The sequence below is a fragment of the Actinocrinis sp. genome, assembly GCF_035946395.1.
Taxonomy (GTDB): domain Bacteria; phylum Actinomycetota; class Actinomycetes; order Streptomycetales; family Catenulisporaceae; genus Actinocrinis.
In genome coordinates, this window is record NZ_DASYZI010000394.1 from 1 (window position 1) to 17564 (window position 17564).

Annotated in this window: 18 protein-coding genes; 11 read left to right on the plus strand and 7 right to left on the minus strand. The window is 68.9% G+C overall.

Annotated features, from left to right (window positions below):
• Positions 1-8 precede the first annotated feature (8 nt).
• The 3 genes from VGS97_RS24410 to VGS97_RS24420 are packed head-to-tail and all read left to right on the plus strand — an operon-like array spanning position 9 to position 1605.
• Positions 9-683 carry an MIP/aquaporin family protein gene (locus VGS97_RS24410; RefSeq protein ID WP_349262247.1) on the plus strand — a complete coding sequence of 225 codons (675 nt, stop codon included), beginning with the start codon at positions 9-11 and terminating at the stop codon, positions 681-683.
• A complete protein-coding gene (locus VGS97_RS24415) occupies positions 680-1096 on the plus strand; it encodes an arsenate reductase ArsC (protein ID WP_326855980.1) in 417 nt (138 codons plus the stop codon). The genes VGS97_RS24410 and VGS97_RS24415 overlap by 4 nt, the downstream gene beginning before the upstream one ends.
• Positions 1097-1131: 35 nt before the next feature.
• Positions 1132-1605, plus strand: a complete 474-nt coding sequence (locus VGS97_RS24420) for an N-acetyltransferase family protein (RefSeq protein WP_349262248.1) — start codon at positions 1132-1134, stop codon at positions 1603-1605.
• Between the two features lie 38 nt (positions 1606-1643).
• On the opposite strand, the gene VGS97_RS24425 is transcribed toward VGS97_RS24420, so the two are convergent.
• Positions 1644-2069, minus strand: a complete 426-nt coding sequence (locus VGS97_RS24425; RefSeq protein WP_326855982.1) for an STAS domain-containing protein — start codon at positions 2067-2069, stop codon at positions 1644-1646.
• A gap of 320 nt (positions 2070-2389) precedes the next feature.
• Between VGS97_RS24425 and VGS97_RS24430 the strand changes: the two genes are divergently transcribed.
• Both VGS97_RS24430 and VGS97_RS24435 read left to right on the plus strand, forming a co-directional pair.
• On the plus strand, positions 2390-3232 hold the full coding sequence (locus tag VGS97_RS24430) for a helix-turn-helix transcriptional regulator (protein ID WP_326855983.1): 843 nt from the start codon (positions 2390-2392) through the stop codon (positions 3230-3232).
• On the plus strand, positions 3233-3427 hold the full coding sequence (locus VGS97_RS24435; RefSeq protein ID WP_326855984.1) for a DUF397 domain-containing protein: 195 nt from the start codon (positions 3233-3235) through the stop codon (positions 3425-3427). It begins immediately after the preceding gene.
• A 127-nt stretch (positions 3428-3554) separates the two neighbouring features.
• Here the strand turns inward: VGS97_RS24435 and VGS97_RS24440 are convergent, their stop codons facing one another.
• Positions 3555-4769, minus strand: coding sequence for a GH12 family glycosyl hydrolase domain-containing protein (locus VGS97_RS24440; protein WP_326855985.1), 1215 nt, complete (start codon positions 4767-4769; stop codon positions 3555-3557).
• 225 nt (positions 4770-4994) lie between these two features.
• Positions 4995-5354 (minus strand): DUF3040 domain-containing protein, encoded by a 360-nt coding sequence (locus VGS97_RS24445; RefSeq protein ID WP_326855986.1) that lies wholly within the window; start codon positions 5352-5354, stop codon positions 4995-4997.
• A gap of 279 nt (positions 5355-5633) precedes the next feature.
• Between VGS97_RS24445 and VGS97_RS24450 the strand changes: the two genes are divergently transcribed.
• A complete protein-coding gene (locus VGS97_RS24450; protein ID WP_326855987.1) occupies positions 5634-5975 on the plus strand; it encodes an STAS domain-containing protein in 342 nt (113 codons plus the stop codon).
• Between the two features lie 215 nt (positions 5976-6190).
• On the opposite strand, the gene coaA is transcribed toward VGS97_RS24450, so the two are convergent.
• On the minus strand, positions 6191-7225 hold the full coding sequence (gene coaA / locus VGS97_RS24455) for a type I pantothenate kinase (protein WP_326855988.1): 1035 nt from the start codon (positions 7223-7225) through the stop codon (positions 6191-6193).
• Between the two features lie 275 nt (positions 7226-7500).
• Here coaA and VGS97_RS24460 point away from each other — a divergent pair, with 275 nt between their 5' ends.
• The gene (locus VGS97_RS24460; RefSeq protein WP_326855989.1) at positions 7501-8898 is read left to right on the plus strand and encodes a GDSL-type esterase/lipase family protein; all 1398 of its coding nucleotides are present in this window, start codon (positions 7501-7503) and stop codon (positions 8896-8898) included.
• An 89-nt stretch (positions 8899-8987) separates the two neighbouring features.
• On the opposite strand, the gene VGS97_RS24465 is transcribed toward VGS97_RS24460, so the two are convergent.
• Both VGS97_RS24465 and VGS97_RS24470 read right to left on the minus strand, forming a co-directional pair.
• Positions 8988-9290, minus strand: a complete 303-nt coding sequence (locus VGS97_RS24465; RefSeq protein ID WP_326855990.1) for an iron-sulfur cluster biosynthesis protein — start codon at positions 9288-9290, stop codon at positions 8988-8990.
• A gap of 174 nt (positions 9291-9464) precedes the next feature.
• The gene (locus VGS97_RS24470) at positions 9465-10061 is read right to left on the minus strand and encodes a hypothetical protein (RefSeq protein WP_326855991.1); all 597 of its coding nucleotides are present in this window, start codon (positions 10059-10061) and stop codon (positions 9465-9467) included.
• 178 nt (positions 10062-10239) lie between these two features.
• Between VGS97_RS24470 and VGS97_RS24475 the strand changes: the two genes are divergently transcribed.
• The 4 genes from VGS97_RS24475 to VGS97_RS24490 all read left to right on the plus strand — a co-directional run bounded on the left by VGS97_RS24475 (position 10240) and on the right by VGS97_RS24490 (position 14974).
• Positions 10240-10941 carry a methyltransferase gene (locus VGS97_RS24475; RefSeq protein WP_326855992.1) on the plus strand — a complete coding sequence of 234 codons (702 nt, stop codon included), beginning with the start codon at positions 10240-10242 and terminating at the stop codon, positions 10939-10941.
• A 193-nt stretch (positions 10942-11134) separates the two neighbouring features.
• On the plus strand, positions 11135-12412 hold the full coding sequence (locus tag VGS97_RS24480) for a cellulose binding domain-containing protein (RefSeq protein ID WP_326856006.1): 1278 nt from the start codon (positions 11135-11137) through the stop codon (positions 12410-12412).
• Between the two features lie 129 nt (positions 12413-12541).
• A complete protein-coding gene (locus tag VGS97_RS24485; protein WP_326855993.1) occupies positions 12542-13753 on the plus strand; it encodes a cytochrome P450 in 1212 nt (403 codons plus the stop codon).
• Positions 13754-14296: 543 nt separating this feature from the next.
• Entirely contained in the window at positions 14297-14974 is a 678-nt protein-coding gene (locus tag VGS97_RS24490) for a hypothetical protein (protein ID WP_326855994.1), read from the plus strand.
• Between the two features lie 61 nt (positions 14975-15035).
• Here VGS97_RS24490 and VGS97_RS24495 read toward each other — a convergent pair whose 3' ends face one another.
• On the minus strand, positions 15036-17417 hold the full coding sequence (locus VGS97_RS24495) for a terpene synthase family protein (protein WP_349262249.1): 2382 nt from the start codon (positions 17415-17417) through the stop codon (positions 15036-15038).
• Between the last annotated feature and the right edge of the window lie 147 nt (positions 17418-17564).

Sequence of the window (17564 nt, forward strand, 5' to 3'; positions counted from 1 at the left end):
ACGGGGAGCTGGCCCGCCGCGCCTTCGCCGAGGCGCTCGGCACCGGGCTGCTGGTCACCGTGGTGGTCGGCTCCGGCCTGATGGCTCAGCGCCTCTCGCCCGGCCAGACCGGGCTGGAGCTGCTGGAGAACTCCACCGCCACCGCTTTCGGCCTGGCCGTGCTGATCCTCGCCTTCGGACCGGTCTCCGGCGCGCACTTCAACCCCGTCGTCACGCTCGTCGACCACCTGCTCGGCCGCCGCGCGGGTACGGGCATCCGGCCGCGCGCCGCGGCGGCATACATCGGAGCGCAGATCCTCGGCGGGATCGGCGGCGCGGTGCTGGCCAATCTGATGTTCGATCAGCCCGCGATCGCCGCCTCCACACACAGCCGCACCGGCTTCCCGGTGTGGCTCGGTGAGCTGGTCGCGACCGCCGGGCTGATCCTGGTCGTCTTCGCGCTGGGCCGAACCGGCCGCGCACGCCAGGCGCCGGCCGCGGTTGGCGCGTACATCGGCTCGGCCTACTGGTTCACTTCCTCGACCAGCTTCGCCAACCCGGCCGTCACCATCGCCCGCGCCCTCACCGACAGCTTCGCCGGAATCGCTCCCGCCTCGGTCCCGGGGTTCGTTCTCGCCCAACTGCTCGGCGCCGCGCTCGGCGCGCTCACTGTCGTCGTGCTCTACCCCAGGAGGTCCTCGTGACCGTGAAACCCAGTGTGCTGTTCGTGTGCGTCCACAACGCGGGCCGCTCGCAGATGGCCGCCGGATTCCTCACTCACCTCGCGGGCGATCGCATCGAGGTGCGTTCGGCGGGGTCCACGCCTGCCGACCAGGTCAACCCGGTGGCGGTCGAGGCGATGAAGGAGGTCGGCATCGACATCGCGGCGCAGACTCCGAAGCTGCTGACGGCGGACGCGGTCAAGGCGTCCGATGTGTGCGTGACCATGGGCTGCGGCGACACATGCCCGGTCTTCCCGGGCAAGCGCTATCTCGACTGGGAACTCGACGACCCGGCCGGCAAGGACCTTGATTTCGTCCGGCCGATCCGCGACGAGATCGAGCGGCGGGTACGCGGCCTGATCGGCGAACTGCTCGGCACCGGAGCCGCCACGTGACCGCCGTGCCGGGAACCGGCGTCCGGATCGCCGCGATGCTGTCGGAGCACGCGGCCGACGTGCTCGCGATCTACCAGGCCGGGATCGACGAAGGCCAGGCGACCTTCGAGACCGGCGCGCCCTCGTGGGCGGCGTTCGACGCGGCGAAGCTGCCGGGCCACCGGTACGCCGCGCTCGACGAGCACGGCCGCGTGATCGGCTGGGTCGCCGTCAGTGCCGTCTCAAAGCGTTGTGTCTATGAGGGAGTCGTCGAGCACTCGGTGTACGTGCACCCGGACGCGCGCGGCCGGGGCGTCGGCAGGGCGCTGCTGGCGACTCTGATCGCGTCGACCGAGGCGGCCGGAATCTGGACCATCGAATCCGGTGTCTTCCCGGAGAACGCCGCCAGCCTGGCTCTGCACGAGCGCGCCGGCTTCCGCGTGGTGGGCGTGCGCGAGCGGCTCGGCCGCCACCACGGCGTGTGGCGCGATGTCGTCACGATCGAACGCCGCAGCGCACTGGTCGGATGATGATGTGACTGGTTGAGATGACTGCCCGAGCGGCTTGATCAGCCGGTTCCGGCAGTCGAGGTCTCAGCCGAGGTCTCATCCAGCCGGGCGATCGCGTTCAGGGCCGACTCAAGGTCGTCGTGAACGGGCCACAGTTTCACCAGCCCCATCCGCCGCAGCTTCACCAGCAAGTGGTTCTCCGGAACCACGAGCCGCAGCGACCCGTTCCGCGCGGTCGCCTGTTTGCTGAGCGCCACTATCACCGCGATGCCCGCGGAGTCCACGAATCCGAGCTTGCGCAGGTCCATCACGACGTGCACAAGCCGGCCCGACGGATAAAGCGCGAGGTGCCGACGCAACTCGAACGCGGTGTAGGCGTCGAACTCTCCCGAAAGTTCGACGACGGTGGCGGGACCGTAGTCCCACACGGTGAGAGTGAGGTCGGCGAAATTCTTGCTGTCACGCAGGTCGTAGAGCACGGTCATCCATCGCCTTCGGGGGGAAGCGTCCGGCGTCTTGGCGAGCGTCTTGCCTAATCCTGGCCCAATCATGTTGCAGAAGTTGCCCTCGTGCCCGGTGGGGTCTGTTTACGATGGCTCGTGCATTCGCGGATGCGGATCGCGCGATAACATCTCGTCTCAGAGTGAAGGAGGCCTGACGCTACGTCACTAACGAAGATGCACCGGAGCATGTTCCGGAGCAAGTAGCGTAACGTGGCTTTACTAATTCTTTGCCCGGCTCCCCCGCGACGTACACGGCAGACCGGGCAGCCGAAATCCGAGCCCGCCGAAGGGAGGTCCCCGCGATGGCGTTCCAAGCGAGCTGGTTGCAGCGGCAGCTCGGCAGGGAACTGCTGGCGTTGCGCGAGTCCCGGGGACACACGACCCGTGAGGTCGGCGAGGCGCTCGGCTGGGCCCACACCAAGGTCGGCCGGGTCGAGCGGGCCGAGAACAAGATCGACCCGGTGGACGTCATCAGGCTCGCGAAGTTCTACAAGCTCGACGACGCGGACACCGAGCGCTTGTGCGCGATGGCCCGCCAGAGCCGCACCGACATCTGGTGGGAGAAGTACAAGCCGTGGCTGAGTGATCCGTATTACACCCTCATCGGGTACGAGAACGACGCCACGAGGCTGTACGCGCTCCACAACTCGGTGGTGCACGGTCTGCTCCAGACCGAGCGCTACATGAGGGCCATGTACGAGACCAGTGCCCTGATCCGTGATCCGGATCATGTGGACATGCACATCGAGGTCCGCCTGCAGCGCCAGCGGCGGCTGTTCGAACCCGAACCGCTGCTCGCCGATGTGATCCTCGACGAGAGCGTGCTCGGCGCGCCGTACGGGGGCGCCAAAGTCCTGGGCGAACAGCTCAAGCATCTGCGGGAGCTGTCGGAACTGCCCAACGTCTCGATTCGCGCCGTCTCCGCCACCGCCGCGGTGGCCAGGATGCCGCTGGACATCTACGAGTTCGGCGGCGCCGACGGCCCCGCGGTGGCGATGTCCGAGACCCTCTACTCGACGATCATCCACGACGGTCCGCTTGAGGTGCGGCAGGCCAGGCGAGCCCTGGAGTTCGTCCAGGCCGCGGCGATGTCGCCGCAGGAGACTGTGCGAGTCATCGAAAACAGGATCAGGGAAATCAACTAAATGGAACGCAATGTCTGGCGCAAGGCGATGGCCAGCGCGAACAACGGTGGCGCATGTGTCGAAGTGATGATCACCGGTGAAACGGTGAAGGTGCGCGACACCAAGGACGGGGGCACCGGACCGGTGCACATGTACTCGCACGCGGAGTGGAGCGCCTTTCTCGACGGAGTGAAGAAGGGCGAGTTCGACCTCTGACGGCACGCGGCGACAGCGCCGCCGCCCTCGGGGAGTTGCTTGAACGCAGCGGCCGGACCGGTGATCGCCACCGGCCCGGCCGCTCGCTTTCTCAGTGTGCCGCCGCGGCGGGCCCGCGTGTCCGGCTTCAGCTGGCGGTGCAGCTGATGCTGGTGGGCGCCGCGTCGCTGTTGACGAACGTGCCGGTGAATCCGACCATCGTGGTCTGGCCGACCGCGATCGTGCCGTTGTAAGCGGCGTTGGTCACCGAGACCTGCTCGCCGGACTGCGTGTACGAGCCGTTCCACAGGTTGTTGAGCTTCTGGTCACCCGGGTACGTCCAGTTGAGCTTCCAGCCGCTGGTCGCGCTGCCGCCGTTGTTCGTGACGACCACCTGGGCCTGGAAACCGCCCTGCCAGGCGCTGACCACCGAGTACGCGGCCGAGCAGCTCTTGCCGCCGGCCGGCGGCGTGGAGGCCGGCGGGCTCGACGGGGGCTGGGTCGACGGCGGGGCGCTGGACGGCGGCTGGGACGAGGGAGGCGCGCTGGACGGCGGCGTGGTCGAACCGCTGCCGATGTTGACCGAGTACGAGTTCGTGGCCAGGCCGGCGCCGCCCTGCCACAGCTCGAACCCGGCCTCCAGGTCGATCAGGTAGTCCGAGTTCGTCATGTAGCCGCGGGAGACCGAGTCCGCCGCGAGCAGGTCGACGTCCAGGTTGCTGACCGAGGTCGTGCCGCTGGTCATCACATAGGAGACGTCGTTCCAGGTGCTCTCGCGGCCCAGCCAGACGTTGTACGTGTGGCCGCCGATGGTGACGTTGCTGGCGACGACCGAACCGGACGGCTGCACGCTGCCGGTGTGGTTGAGCCAGATCATCATCTCTTCGGCGTTGGGCTGGCCGCTGGTGGTCGCCGTCTGGTTGTACCAGATGTCGTAGGCCACGTCGTAGATGCCGCTGCCGGGCTGCGTGGTGCTCCAGCTCGTCGTCACCTTGCCGGCCGACATGGTGCTGACCTGGATCGGCAGATTGCTGCCGGTGGTGCACAGGCCCCAGTGGCAGCCCTTGTAGATGGACGGGTATCCGCCCGGCGCGCCGCTGGTCCCGTTGGAGATGGCCGAGTTCGCGACGGTGAAGTCCGCGCTCCCGTCGGTGGTTATGCACTCCGAGGCCGAGGAGTTCCACTCGTTGTTCTGCACCATGTACTGGCCGCCGGCCACCGAGGCGGTCTGCGTGGTGCCGCACAGCTGCGTGGTGGCGGCCTGGGCGGAGTTGGCCATGAGGGTGAGGGCGGCGGCCGCGGTCGTCGCCGCCGATACGGCGACCACTGGAGCGAGCCACCGAGCCCGTCTGCCGGAGAGCATGAGCCAGGATCCTTTCGTCGGTTCGAAGGGCGTTCGATCGAGTCAGGACGGTAGCTCCGGGGAACGGTCGACGTGCGTGACCGTTCGACTACGCACGGTTCGCGCAGGTGGTGGGCGCGGCGGGAGTGGCGTTGCCGTGAAATACGGTGAAAGTTGCGCGCCACGACGAATACGTGGCCGGATATACCGGGCCGGCTACTGCAATCGAATGCGGACCACCCTGGGTTACTGCGAGGTCTCCCGCCGGGTTCCGTTCTCGGCCAGCCCCTCCAGCCTGCGCCGCTCGGCCCGGTCGTGCACCGCGGAGGTGAGCAGCAGTATCGTCGCCGCCCCGGTGCAGCCGGCCGCGATGATCATGGCGAGGGTCGCGGTCCGCGCCGCGGCGAGCGACAGCGCGATCGTGGCGGGGATCAGCAGGGCCAGTTCCAGGCCGCGCAGCCGCCGCTGCGCCGAGAGCAGCCGGAACCGGACCGCCGGGCGCAGGTCGCGCAGCCGGGCGTCGAGCTTCCGGTCCTGGCGCAGCGCAGCCTCGATCTCCGCGAGGATGCGCTGCTCCCTCAGCGAGAGCCGTTTTCCGCTGTCCATGGCCCGCCTCCGCACCGGTCGTGTAGTGCGTGATCGTCGCTTTTATGTACCCAGTCGGCCGCGGAAGATGCGCACCGCGCGGCAGGTCGCCCGAGGTGGCAGGATCTTGATTGGCGGACCCGGCGGCGCTGCGAGTACCCCGCATCCGGCGTTCGACGCCCCGTTGGCGACCCCCGGGCTGATCCCGGGCTTCTTCGCTCCCTTCGCACAAGGGCGGATCGGCGATAGGCTGATCGGACGGGGCGACCCGAGTTCGAGTACGAATGTGGTGGAGCTTGCATGGAGCGTTTCCGGGCCGAGGTCGAACCCGCCGGGCGGGGCGGCGGCCGCGTGGTGACCGCGCGCGGGGAACTCGACCTGGCCGCCGCCGACGGCCTGTGGGAGACGATCGAGCCGCTGCTGAAGCCGGGCGTGCTCGTGGTGCTCGACGGGACGCGGCTGTCCTTCCTCGACTCCAGCGGGCTGCGCGTCCTGCTCCAGGCGCACAAGCGCGCCGAGAGCGGCGGCGCGGTCTTCCGCCTCGTCGCCCCGCAGGCTCCGGTCCAGCGGGTGCTCGAACTGGCGGGCGCCGGCAGTTACCTGCACATGCGCGCCGACGTCACCGCCGCGCTGGAGGGCTGACGGCCCGTCGGGTCACCCGATCTCCGTCTCGCACGGGCGCATGAGCGCGGCGGCAGCGCGGATCGGCGCGGTTGACGGCAGTCTCACGGGCGCCGGGGTCGACACATTCGCGATCTTCGACTGCGTGATCGTCAGTCCTCCGCTTCGAGGTCCGTTCGCGGGGTCGATCGAGGCCGCCCGCACCGCCCTCGGCGGGGCTTCGACAACAGCCGCTCTCACAACTTGCGCAGCCACACCCGCTCGATGCTGTGGTCGGCGCTCTTGCGCAGCACCAGGGTGGCCCGGGGCCGCGTGGGCAGCACGTTCTCCAGCAGGTTGGGCAGGTTGATCCGCCGCCAGAACGTGCGGGCCTGCGCCAGCGCCTCGGCCTGCGACAGCTCGGCGAACCGGCGGAAGTACGAGTCCGGATCGGTGAACGCGGTCTGCCACAGCTTCCTGAAGCGTTCGAGGTACCAGCGCTCGATGTCGTCGGTGCGTGCGTCCACGTAGATGCTGAAGTCGAAGTAGTCGGCCAGGCCCATCCGGATGCGCCCGTCGCCGCCCGGCGCGGCCGGTTGCAGGACATTGAGTCCCTCGACGATCAGGATGTCCGGCCGCCGCACGGTCAGCACCTCGCCGGGCACGATGTCGTACACCAGATGCGAGTACACCGGGGCGGTGACCTCGGTCCGGCCCGACTTCACGTCGGCCACGAACCGGGTCAGCGCGCGCCGATCGTAGGACTCGGGGAAGCCCTTACGCGCCATCAGGCCGCGCCGTTCCAGTTCGGCGTTGGGCAGCAGGAATCCGTCCGTGGTCACCAGTTCCACCCGCGGATGCTCGGGCCAGCGCGCGAGCAGTTCCCGCAGCAGCCGCGCGGTGGTGGACTTGCCGACCGCGACGCTGCCCGCGATGCCGATGACGAACGGCGTGCGGTCGGCCTCATCGCCGCGGCCGTCGACGCCCGTGCCGCGCAGGAACGTGTCCACCACGCCGCGCAGGCTGTGCACCGCGGCGACGTAGAGGTTGAGCAGGCGCGAGATCGGCAGGTACATCTCGCGTACCTCGTCCAGGTCGATCATGTCGCCGAGGCCGCGCAGCCGTTCGACCTCATCTGCCGTCAGTGGAAGCGGAGTGCGTTCGCGTAACGCGCTCCAGGCCGCCCGATCCAGATCGACGTAGGGTGTGCCTTCGGTCCGGCGTGCCGCGACCGGCGGGGTGGGGGAGTGCGCCGCGGTGTCGGGAGAGGTGGCGTCGGGGGAGATCGACATCTTCCCATTGTGGCCGACTGATCGGCCTTTTCGGGCGTGCCCCCTCCCATCGAGTGGCGTCGATCGCAGTGAGACGTGCGATGCGAGACGTGCAGGGGAGCGCGCACGTCCACTGCCGTGCTTCGCACAATAGTCCGCTTTTAGTATGTCCTATGAGATGATGAGCGCCCTGTGCTCATTCGGTCGATTCCGTTGTCCGGCGGGCACAGGCGCCGTGGACACTGCTCTCCGGGCGCGGCGCGCAACAAAGCGCAACAAAGGAAGGCGGGGGCTCGTTGAACCGAATCCTCCTGCTGCGCACCCGCCGCCTCGCGGTGACCGCGCTGGCGTTCCTGTTCGTCTCCGCGATCGCGGCCTGGCTGGCGCTGCTGGTGACTCCGGCGCAGTCGGTCTCCTCCGCCGGGCAGACGATCAGAGTCGGCGCCACCTCGCCGGACCTGTCCCTTTCCGGACCGGGCGAACTCGACCTCTTCGGCCAGTCGGTGCCGACCACGCTGCGGTTCGACGGTCTGATCCGGCCGCGGCTCGAACTGACCCACATCACGATCGACAGCCAGCTGAGCGAGTTCGTGCAGACCTCGTCGAGCCGGTCCAGCGCGCAGAGCGCGCTCAGCGCCGGCCTGGTCGGCGGCTGGGAGCGCTACTTCCTGTGGCAGACCGCGGTCACCGCGGGCTTCGCGGTCCTGCTGCTGCTCGCTTACTCGGGCGTCCGGCACTACACGCATCGCGGGATGTTCAAGGTGGTCGCCGCGGGCACCGTGATCGCGGTCGCCTTCAACGTCGGGGCGGTCGCGCTCTTCGCGACCGGCACGCCGGCGGCGCTGCGTCAGGTCAAGTCGCTGGGCGACCTGGTCGGCACGATCGCGGTCGGTCCGGCGCCGCGGCCGGCCGGCGCCAGCCTGCCCGGCGTGCAGGCCGTGGTGATCGGCGACTCGACCGCGGCGGCGATCGGCAACCCGCCGCTGCCGCACGCGAACGCGCAGGACACCGCATGCGGCCGCAGCGCCGATTCGTACGCGGTGGACCTGGCGCAGGTCAACGGCTGGAACGTGCTGAACCTCGCGTGCAGCGGCGCGACCGTGCCCACCGGTGTCCTCGGCTCGCAGAGCACCGGCGGTCAGGTGCTGCCGCCGCAGTTCACCGTGCTGGAGCAGGCGAACCGAGCCTCGGTGGTGGTCGTCAGCATCGGCGCGAACGACGTGAAGTGGGTGGCGACCGCGGCGCTGTGCGTGCTCGCCGCGGCCTGCGACGACCAGGCCTCCACGGCATACTTCCAGAGCAACCTGGCCGACTTCACCAGCAACTTCTACGACCTGCTGCGCAATCTCGCGGCGCTGCCGCAGCATCCGCGCGTGCTGGTCGACACGTACTTCGACCCGTTCGGCTCGAACGTGAAATGCCTGGCCGCGGACGGCTTCACCCCGGCGAAGACCAAGGTGCTCTCCTCGCGGCTGGCGAACCTGAACACCGTGCTGACCCGGGGCGCGCAGACCTTCGGCTTCACCCCGGTGCACCCCAGTTTCGAAGGCCACGAACTGTGCACCGGCCAGCCGTACGTGCAAGGGCTGCACGACCCGGCGCCGCTGCACCCGACAGCTGCCGGCGAACTGGCGATCGCGCTCACCGACCAGCAGGCGCTGACGAAGTCGGCGCTGGCGGCGCCGCCGGACTGAGCTGGATCGCTGAACCGTTGGATCGCTGAACCGCTGACCCGGGGCGCGTCTGACCCGCTTCGTTTCCGACTCAAACCGGGTTCGCTCGCTTACCGCATCGGCGAAGCCTGCTGGCTGATGAGGAAGGCGATCTCGCCCTGCTCGTCGATCCGTGCGTCCAGCACCTTGTCCTGGAACTGCTGAGCGACGCCCTGTTCGAGGTACACGCGCGCGTCCTGAGCCATGATCACTTCGTCGGCCGCCTCCGGAACCTGGGAGAGCGACAGCGCGTACGCCGGACCGCTGCCATTGTCCGGTTGCGAGGTGATCCGCAGACCGGTTCCCTCGGGCAGTCCAGGCTGAGTGGTCAGGTCGTGGATCACGCCCACGGCGGCTTCAGTCAGAGCCAGCACGGGATACTCCTCGCTGTCGATCATTTGGACCGCCCCGCAGTACCCGCTCAGCCGAAGCCAAACGGGTCACACCCTGAGAATTTCGGCGGGCGACAGTGGGATGTGCGGTGCGAGCCGCCGCACTCGGCGTGTACAGAGCACTTGCATCGCGCCTGCATCGCGCCTACAACGCACCTAAATGACGTGCTGCGCGTGATCCGGTTCCTGCGCGTCCCGCAGCCCGACGATGTATTCCCGCAGTTCGAACAGCAGTGACGGGTCGGGCATTGCGTCGCCCTCGGCGGTGGCCACCGCCAGATCGTCGTACTTCGCGCTGGTCTCGTCGATCAGCCGCCTGAGCATCGGCTCGATGACCCGGTGGCCGTAGTCGACATAGCTTTGCGCGTGCGTGATCGCCTCGGGACGGTGGATCAGGTCCTCGATCGCGTCGCGTGACGCGCCCTGCGCGCTGAGTGTCTTGAAGTCGCTGTACTCCAGCGGCGCGCCCCGGCTTATCTGGTGCAGTCTGCGCACTTCCAGCCGGGCCAGCACGACCAGGTTCTCCAGCGCCCTGGCCTCCACGGCGCACCGCAGCCGTGACAACTCGCGGCGGGTCTTGGTCAGCACGTCTAGGACGTGCCGCCCCACCGAAAGGCCGGAGTCGGAGAGCCGGTCCTGCCGGTCGATCGCCGACAGCGCGGTGGACAGGCCGACGAGCTCGTCGCAGGTCTGCGACAACTCGGCGACCGCCTCGACCAGACGGTCCTCACGGTCGTTGCGGGCCTCCACCACTTGTCTTCCTTCCCCGGCTCTTTGCGCTATCCCTAAGAACAATGCGCCGCGGCCCGATTGTCCAGCCCTGGAGCCGCTCGGCGCCGAGCAGTCCGAGGCGCGGGCACGGGGCGTCGCCGGCCGCGTAGCGCGCGTATTTCCGTCGTCCGTCCTGACCTGGCCAACCTAAACTGCGGCTGTGAGCGACCATACGTACGTCCCGACGATCTCCGCCGAGTACGCCGAGGTCATCCGCCGCTGGCACGAGACCGCGTACCAGGCCGCCAAGCGGGAGGGGGCGGGCGGCCAGAGCTTCGACTACCTCGGCCGGACCATCGCGGTTCCGCCGCAGGTGCAGCCGATCACCGGGATGTCGCACATGCTCGGCGAGGCGGTGCTGGCCGAGGCGCGCGAGTCCGACCGCGTGCTGGACATGGGCACCGGCAGCGGGGTCAACGCCATCCTCGCGGCGGGGGCGGCGCGGCGCGTCCTCGCGGTGGACGTCAATCCCGTGGCGGTGGCGGCGGCGCGGGCGAACGCCGAGGCGAACGCGGTCGGCGACCGGGTCGAGGTGCGCGAGAGCGACGTGTTCGGCGCGGTCGAGGGCGAGTTCGACCTGATCGTCTTCGACCCGCCATTCCGCTGGTTCGCCCCGCGCGACCTGCTGGAGTCGGCCACCACCGACGAGAACTACCGGGCGCTGACCGAGTTCTTCCGTTCGGTGCGCCGGCATCTCGCCCCCGGCGGAAGGATGCTGATCTCGTTCGGCACCTCCGGCGACCTCGGCTATATGCGGGCACTGATGGACGAGCAGGGCTTCCGGGCCGAGACCGTGGCGCGACGGGACCTGACGCGGGACGGCGTGCGGATCGACTACTTCGTCTTCAAGCTGACCGGCTGACCTGTCAGTCCACTGACCTACCGGCCGAAAGCCGTTGCGGTAACTTTCAGTACGGATTCAGCTGCCGTATATGTAACTTTCGTTATGGATCAAGGAGATCGGGACGGTCCGTGCAGTACGCGGCCGATCGCACGCATCCGGCCGCACTCGCGGCTTGCCCGCCTCGGTACGCGAACGAATACTGCGGTCCGTGATGATCCGTGTTCTGCGACGGCATCGCCGCTTGCGCGACGCCGCCCTGGCCGCAGCGACCGCTGCCGTGGCCGCTTCCATCGTCGCCGTGGCGCCGAGCGTGCACGCGGCGTCCGGTCCATGCACCGTCGGCTACCAACTCAACCAGTGGACCGGCGGCTTCACCGCCACGGTCGACCTGACGAACACCGGCTCGCCGATCACCGCCTGGACACTGACCTGGTCCTTCTCGGGCAATCAGCAGATCACCTCCGGGTGGAACGCCCAGATCACCCAGACCGGCCAGTCGGCCAAGGCGGTCAACGAGTCCTACAACGGCTCGGTGGCGACCGGAGCCAGTGTGAGCTTCGGCTTCCAGGCGACGTTCTCGGGCACCAACGCCGTGCCCGCCAACTTCGCGCTCAACGGCGTCGCCTGCTCCGGGAGCGCCTCGTCGTCCCCGAGCGCGAGCGCCAGTGCCAGTGCGTCCCCGTCCCCGAGCGCCAGCCCGTCCCCAAGCCACAGCGCGAGTCCATCCGCCAGCCCCAGCGCCAGCGCGAGCCCGTCCGCGAGCCCTTCCGGCACGCCGACCGGCACCGCCTCCTGCCCGAGCGGAGCAGTCTTCTGCGACGGCTTCGAGAACCAGGCCGGCACCGTGCCGTCCGGCCGCTGGAGCGTCGTGACGCCGAGCTGCTCCGGCACCGGCACCGCGACGATCACGACCGCGTTGGCGCACACCGGCGCGAAGTCGCTCGCGATCAGCGGCGGGTCGACGTACTGCGACCATATCTTCGCCGATGACACCACCGACATGGCCGCCGCCTCGCCGACCTGGTACGTGCGGTTCTGGATGCGGCACACCACCGCGCTGCCGACGAACCACACCACGTTCCTGGCCATGAACGACTCGGCCGCCAACAACACCGACCTGCGGCTCGGCGCGCAGAACGGCGCGCTGATGTGGAACCGCCAGTCGGACGACGCGACACTGCCCGACCAGAGCCCGCAGGGCGTCGCGCAGAGCGTCGTCGTGCCGACCGGGGTCTGGGAGTGCGTCGAGTTCTCGGTGAGCAAGACGACCGGGCAGATCAACACCTGGTACAACGGCACGTTGGTCCCCGGTATGACCGAGAACGGCACGGTGACGCAGGGCGTCAACGAGCAGTGGGTCAACGGCACGGGTGCGACCTGGCGGCCGAACCTGACCGATCTGAAGCTCGGCTGGGAGAACTACAGCAACGGCACGGACAACCTGTGGTTCGACGATGTCGTGCTGAGCACGTCCCGCATCGGCTGCTGATCGGCACCTCGCCGGTGGTCGGCCGTGTCGCGGCAACGGCCCGGCCGACCACCGCGCTGATCGGGTCCCTGTCGGCCCGTCTTGTTAGCCTGGCCGTATGTTCGAACCGAACGCACAAGGCCAGAGGCAGTGACTCACGCCCACGCCGGCCGCTTCCCGATCGGCGCCGCGGCCACGATCGCCGAGCTGGAAGCCGATCCGCACCCGCTGCTCGCCCGGCTGCGCGCGAGCGAGCCGGTCTCGTGGCTTCCTGCGCTCGGCGGCTGGCTGGTCACCAGGCGGGACCTGGCGCTGACGGTGATGCGTGACGCCGAGACGTTCACCGTCGACGATCCGCGCTTCTCGACCGCCCGCGTCGTCGGACCGAGCATGCTCTCGCTCGACGGCGCGCAGCACACCCGCCACCGCACGCCGTTCGCGGACAGGTTCCGTCCCCGCGATGTAGAGGCGCGGCTCGCCGCGTTCATCAACGCCGAGACGAAGCGCCTGATCGCCGGCCTGAAGCCGGCTGGCGCCGCGGAACTGCGCGAAGCCTTCGCCGGTCCGCTCGCCGTCGCCGTGGTCGCCGAGTCGCTCGGTCTGGCCGGGGCCGACGCGGCGACCGTGCTCGCCTGGTACGACGCGATCGTCGGCGCGGTCTCCGACATCTCCGCAGGGCTCGAACCCCGGCCGAGTGGCGCGGAGGCGTTCGCCAGCCTCAGCGCCAGCGTGCGGGCGACGGTGCGGGCGGATGACTGTGACCGTGATCGCGACCGCGGCCGGAACCGGGATTCGCTGCTCGCCGCGGCCGCCGACGCAGGGCTCGAACTGCCCGAGGTGGTCTCGAACGCCGCGGTGATGATGTTCGGCGGCATCGAGACGACCGCGGGGATGATCGTCAACGCCGTGCTGTACCTGCTCTCCCACCCCGGTCAGCTCGAACTGGTGCGTGCCGACCCCAACCTGATCGCCGACGCGGTCGACGAGTCGCTGCGCCTCGAATCATCCGTGACGGTCGTCGACCGGTACGCCACCAGGGACGTCGAGCTGGCCGGGGCGCCGATTCGCTCCGGCGACCTGGTGGAGGTCTCGATCACCGGCGCGAACCGGGATCCGGCCGTGTTCGACCGGCCGGACGGCTTCGACGTGCGCCGTCCCAACGCCCGCCTGCACCTGGCCTTCGCACAGGGCCCGCACTTCTGCCTCGGCGCGCACGCCGCGCGTCTCGAAGCCCAGGCCGCGATCAGCACCCTGCTTGCGGAGCTGCCCGGCCTGCGCCTCGACCCCGAACGCCGACGCGAAGCGCCACGCGGACTCGTGTTCCGCAAGCCAGACCACGTACACGTGCGCTGGGACGCCTGAGCCAGGACCCGTACCCGAGCGGTGCGGAAGAGAGGGAGGTGCCGACACGAACCAACCGCCAGGCCGCCGGCGTGCGGATTCTCGCCTGAGAGAGAGGCCCCCGGCGTCTCTGGGGGAAGGCGACGCCGGGGGTGCGTCCCGAACCGCGTACTCGCGTTTGTCGGGAGCAAGATCAGACTGGGGGGATGCCTGATCTCTTCCCATTCTCTCACCTGAGACTCCGTTAGCCATGTACTGAGCGAAACACTGTGGCATTAATTCGCCAAAGTGTTGTGTGGGGCTTTTGTTACGCCGTATCTCGATGTCTGGACTCAGATAACAGGCCCATCAGGTCTCAAAGTGGACCCCGAAGCGAGCCCTGGTGACAAGCCTGAAACGCGCAGCGGAGAACGGCAAACCGTCTGAGAGAGGATCGCAAACCGTCTGACAGCGCTGTCAGATTTCACCGTGGTGGGCCGGCTCGGAAAAGTTTCGGCGATCTCGTGACTCGATGATCCTTCGACCGCTACCCTGCGTGCGTCAGCACCGAGCCCAGGGGGTTGCATGCGCACGTCACGATTCGACTCCTGCGTCGCCGCGTTCGGGGCGGTCGCGTTGGTCGCCGTGGCTGCTACCGGCTGTGCCTCCAGTTCCTCGGGCTCCGCGGCTTCCGCGTTTGGCGCAGCGTCGCAGAGCGGGAACGCAGGCGGCAGTCCGAGCCCGACCGGCATCGCCGCCAAGTTGTTGTCGCCAGGGGACCTGCCCAGTGGATGGAGCGTCGACGCCGCTTCGCCCGACGCGCCGCAGACCGCCGACTGCCCGTTGCTCAACGCCACGTTGTGGAACGCGCCGCTAGCAGATCGCGGCGAGGTGGACCTCAGCCGGGGCCTGGGCGGGCCGTTTCTGGTCGAGGTGCTCGCCGCCGGCAGCGCCGATCAGGCGGGAAAAGCGTGGCGGTTGCTCGTGAGCGGCGTCCCGAAGTGCACCACGTACACGCACTCAAGCGCGGCGGGTAAGAGCACGTTCACGATCGCCAAAGCCGCTCTGCCCGGCTTCGGCGACGGTTCGTACTCGTTCACGCTCTCCGTGGCGATCGCCGGAGGTGTCAGCGCGTCCGGCAACATCGTCGCAGTACACACCAACAACTGCGTCGTGGTCGTCTATCTCGTCGGTATCTCCGGCGTGACCCAGTCGACGGTCGAGGACGCGGTGGGCAGGGCGGTCGCGAAGGCGCGCACGTGAGTCGGACGCTGAGCGGGTCGGTGAGCGCAACGGCCCGAGCGGATCGCAGTCCGGATCGCGATCAGGTACGCGCCACCTCGCTCATCTCGGCCATCTCAACGGTGGACTTGGGCTTCGGCAACCGGGTCGCGAGCAGTACGCCTGTGGTGCCCAGGCCCTTCGGGCCGTGGTGCCACTGTTGTGCGTCTGTTGTCCTGGACGGGGCCTGCGGTCGCGGGCCGAATCGGCGCAGCAGGGACTCCTCGTCGTACCGCCGGGTGTCGCGGTGCCAGTTGAGGACGGCTGCCGTCCAGTTCTCCAGTTCCCGCACGTAGCGGCCCAGCGTCTCGCGCGCACCGTCGTCGAGCTTGAAGTCGTCGGCCATGACCGGCATCTCGGCGCCGACCACGTGCTGGAACTGGTGCATCCGGGAGTTCATCAGGTCGGCGACGATGTCGATCGCCGCGTCCTGGCCGCAGTTGAGGAAGTTGCGCACCACCAGCACGCAGTTGTGCAGTTCACCCTCGAACTCGATCTCCTTGCGGTAGGAGTACAGGTCGTTGACCAGGCAGGCGTAGTCCGCCGCCGAGTTGTCCAGGGACCGCATCGTTCCGGTGCGGTAGACGTCGGCGGGCACCCGGTCGCCGTGCCGCAGCCGTGCCAGGCTCATGGTCAGGTCCGAGCCGAAGGTGTCGCGGCGCATCTCCAGGTAGTCCACCGGGTCGGGGATCCGGTTGTGGATCTGGTTGGCCAGCTCCCAGAGCGTCGCGTCGAGCATCTTCTCGATCGCCGAGCGCAGCGACGCGCGGCCGTCCGCGTCCATCGGACCCGCGGTGCGCCGCCACAGGTCGTCGAGGCCGCGCTCCAGCGCGGTGGCCGGCACGGCAGGGCCCTGTGACGTCTCCAGCGGCATGAACAGCGGCAGCCGCGCCGCCGCCAGCTTCGCCCCGGCGAGGTCGCGGCGCGAGCCGTAGAGGGCCGGGACCAGGTCGTCCCAGTAGGTGCCCCAGACCACCCACTGCGAGCCGAGGTCCAGCTCCTGCGCGGATCCGTCCGGGTTGATGGCCGCGGCGCACAGCGCGAGATCGAACCCTGCGAGCATCGGCTCGTTCCAGATCCCGCAGGACGGATCGCCGGGTTGCGGCTGGAGCAGGCCCATCCGGCGCGACCACGCCATGGCGTTGCGCCGCGCCTGATCCAGGTGCGGATTCATCCGCAGCTCGAACGGCATCTCGAACCGCGGCAGCCGGATCTCGCCGACGGGTTCGAACGGCACGTGCGAGAAGCTCCTGAGGCGCTGCTCGCCACCGGCCACGCCGGACAGCGAGCGCGGCAACGCGGCGGAAAGGCCAAGATCGGCGAGGGGGAGCTCGGTCAGGCCGAACGGCAGTGCCAGGCGCGCGTTGGCGCCGGGGGCGGCGAGGCCGATGGTCGCCAGGTCGGCGTTGGTGCCGGCGTCCGCCGCCGTGCTTGCGCCCTTGTTCATGTAGCGGCTTGAGCGCATGTGCCACTCGTGCCCGCCGGACTGCCAGTCTTGCAGTCCCTTGACATAGGCGAGCACCTTCGCGCAGGACACCGGATCAAGGGCGTGTTCGGCGAACAGGACGGGCAGTTCGGTCAGCGCGGTGTGCTCGAACTGCTGGAGCCGCGAGGTCAGCAGTTCGTTGACCTTGTCGGCGGCGCGCTGCGTGTCGTAGCCGAGGAACTTCTCCAGTACGAGCACGCCGTTGCTCAGTTCGCCCTCCTGCCGTGTCTCGCGCTCGTAGGAGAACAGGTCGTTGCGCAGGTGCACGGCGTCCGCGAAGGCGTCGCGCAGCACCCTCATCGGCCGGGTTCCGGCGATCCGGACCGGTAGTTCGGCCATCGCCGCGTGCTCGACCAGGCCCGCCGACCACGGCGCACCGCCGACCTTGCGGCGCATCTCGATGTACTCGACCGGATTGGGGATCCGGCCCTCGTTGATGTTCGACAGCTCCCACAGCGACTCGTTGAGCAGGTGCTCGGTGCTCTGCGCGAACCTGGCGCGCCAGTGCTCTGACATGGTCGGGACGGTGCGCGCCCACAGGTCGGCCAGGCCCGCCTCCACCGGGTTGGCCGGCTCGGGCGTGCCGACGGCCGGATCCATCGGCATGAAGGCGGGCAGCGGGTCGAGGTACGCCTTGCCGCCCGCGCGGTCGTTGGCGCGCTTGAAGGTCTCCAGGAAGTGGTCGTCGAAGAAGAACACCCAGACGTACCAGTCGGTGACCAGGTCGAGCTCCGGCGCGGAAGCGTCAGGATGCGTATACGCGCAGAGCAGGCCGTAGTCGTGCGCGTCGAGGTCCTGCTCGGTCCAGATGCCCGACCCTTCGAGCATCCCCATCTCCCGCGCCCACAGTTTCGAGTGCTCACGGGCACCCTCAAGATGGGGATTGAGACGGGCCGGATACGGCATGTAGAAATCCGGCAGCTCGAACGGCTGGGACACCGCGGCCCGCCTCTCCTCGTCGTCGGTCGCCTCGCTTCGGAGTCTGGAGACGAGCGCGGCGCCGGGCAAGAGATATCACCCGTATCAGTGATACTCAGAGTATTGATTGCGTACCGTCACACGGCGCCCGGCGGACGGTGTTCCTGA